This is a genomic window from bacterium (assembly GCA_035529855.1).
In the GTDB taxonomy this organism is placed as follows: Bacteria; RBG-13-66-14; B26-G2; order WVWN01; family WVWN01; genus WVWN01.
In genome coordinates, this window is sequence record DATKVX010000038.1 from 1 (window position 1) to 2,278 (window position 2,278).

Genomic DNA, 2,278 nt, shown 5'->3' on the forward strand with positions numbered 1-2,278 from the left:
CGGTACCGCCGGCACTCCTCCTGGCCGGCGTCGGCCTGGAATACGAGGAGCAACTTCTGCCAGGGCCGCACGCCGAAGCCGAGCAGCGCGCGCGTCGGCACGTCCTCCTCCGGCCCGGTCTCCGTCTTCTCCCAACGGAGCCCCGTCGCGACGTCGCGGACCGCCGCCGCCGCGGTAACCCACTCCCAGGGCGTCACGCGGACGCCGGCGTCCAGGCCGTAGCCGGAGGCGCGCCCCTCCGCGATTTCGGAGTAGTAGAAGCGGCCGGTTACGCCGGCCTGGACCCAATCTACAACTACCGGCCGGCCGAACCCGAAGACGAACATGTTTTGCGAGTTGTTTATCTTCTCCGTCGGGTTGCCGGCGTAGTTCCGGCCTACGAGGTCGTCCACCGAAGCGTTGGTCCAGGAGACGCCCACGCCGGCTCCGGCTATAAGCGGCCGGCCGTACCCGAGCTCGATTATCCGCCGGTCGAACGACAGCGCCCGGTACGTCGACGTAAACTCGTTGCCCTCGACGGTCGCGAGGGCCGCGGCGTTATAGTACATCGCCGGCAAGCGCTCGAGCGCCACGCCCGCGCCGCCCAGCGCCAGCGAGCGGCCGTCCCCGGCCATCAGCGCGAACGCCCCGCCGAAGCCGCCGTCGTCGTGCTCGCGCGCCGCGGCCGCCGAAGCCGCCGCCGCGAACGCGACTACTAAAACTATATATTTCGCTCTCATATAGGGCCGCCTCCCCCTCAGTTGAGGACGACGAACTTGCCGCGCGCCGCGGCCTCGCCGCCCGCTTCGAGCGTGAAGAAATAGATGCCGTTGGCCGCCGGCGTGCCGTCGTCGCGGTAGCCGAGCCAGTATTCGTCGATGCGGTCGCCCGGGTTTCGGTACTCGTGGTCCACCAGCCGTTTAACGCGCCGGCCGGCGAAGTCGTATATGTCCAGCGTAACGGTCCCGCCGTACGCCAGGCCGTACCGTATCGTGATGAAACCGTCCCGATTCTGCGCGAACGGGCTCGGGAAGGCGAAGGCCTTCGGGAGGTCGGCTCGAGCCGCGGGCGGCGTCAACTCTATCTTACGCCACGTCGCGCCGCTGTCGCTGGAGAAGCCGAGGCCCAGGTCGGTCCCGGCCCACACGTACTCCTCCGATTCCGCGGCCAAAGCGTTCACCGCGTACCACGGCAGCCCCGACTCGGTACTCGAGTTGCGCCAGCTCGAGCCGGCGTCGTCGGTGCGGGCGACGCCGTCGTACGTGCCCGCCCAGGCCCAGGGTCCGGCCGAGGCGAAGGCGTATACGATATCGGAACTTAGCCCCTGTTCTTGCCGGTAATTCGTCCAGGTCGCGCCGCCGTCTTCCGTTTTAAAGACGCCGCTGCCGGGCCCTTCGCCCGGGCCGAAAGCCGGAACGGTCCCTACCCAAACGACGTCCCGCCCCGCCCGGTATTGGATATCGACGATGGCGCACAAGCCGTCCACGCCGTGCTGCAACGGGTAGTAACTCCAGCTCGAGCCGTTATCCTCGGACTTGAAAACGCCGCATAAAACGTTTTCCAATATGCTGGAGTCAAGCTCGGCGGTCGCCCAAATTAGATCGCCGCGTTTGGCCAGCGAATAGAAGTGAGTACTCGATTCGGGCGTTCCGCGTTTGGGGATTATCAACTCCCACGTCCGGCCGTTGTCGGCGGATTTGCCGATGCCGCCGTCCCACAGCGCCACCCATACCACGCCCTCGTCGTCGACGACGACGTCCCACGCGAGCTCGAGCGGCCCGTCGGCCGGCAGGCCGTTTCTCTTCCCGTAGACGTACCACCGGCCCGCGGCGGCGGCGTAGTGCGCCAACCCCCTGCCCTCCAACGTGTAGTTCCCGCCGCCGAGGTCGATAACCTCGATGCACGAGGCCCAGATGTCGCCCCCGCGCGCGGCGACGGCGACGACGTCGCTGGAGGGTAGGCCGTCTTCGCGGCGGTACGTCCGCCAGCTCGAGCCCCGGTCGCGGGTTACGCCCAGGCCGTCGACGGTCGCGACCCACACCGCGGCGCCGTCCACCCAGACGTCCTGTACGACGTCGGACATCCGCGGCACGCCGCCCTCGTCGGCGGCCGCCTCGGCGCGGGTGAATTCGCGCGCGAGCCGGGAACGTTTCACGGTCGCGCCGGCGGCCGTCGCGACCGCCAACGCCGCACAAACCCATAAAATATAGATTCTCCTCAACGCTACCATCCCCTTATATTTCGCGCTAACTTCCCGGCGGGAGCAACGCAGCGGCGCGCTCGCGTTTCGCCCGGCGCC

General features: G+C 68.1%; 2 protein-coding genes. Both read right to left on the reverse strand.

Features of this window, described 5'->3' with window-relative positions; translation table 11 throughout:
• Nucleotides 1–719 (reverse strand): hypothetical protein (locus VMX79_03345; GenBank protein HUV86125.1); only part of this gene is annotated, 719 nt, incomplete at its 3' end.
• A gap of 17 nt (nt 720–736) precedes the next feature.
• A partial coding sequence (locus tag VMX79_03350; protein ID HUV86126.1) for a hypothetical protein occupies nt 737–2,278 on the reverse strand: 1,542 nt, incomplete at its 5' end.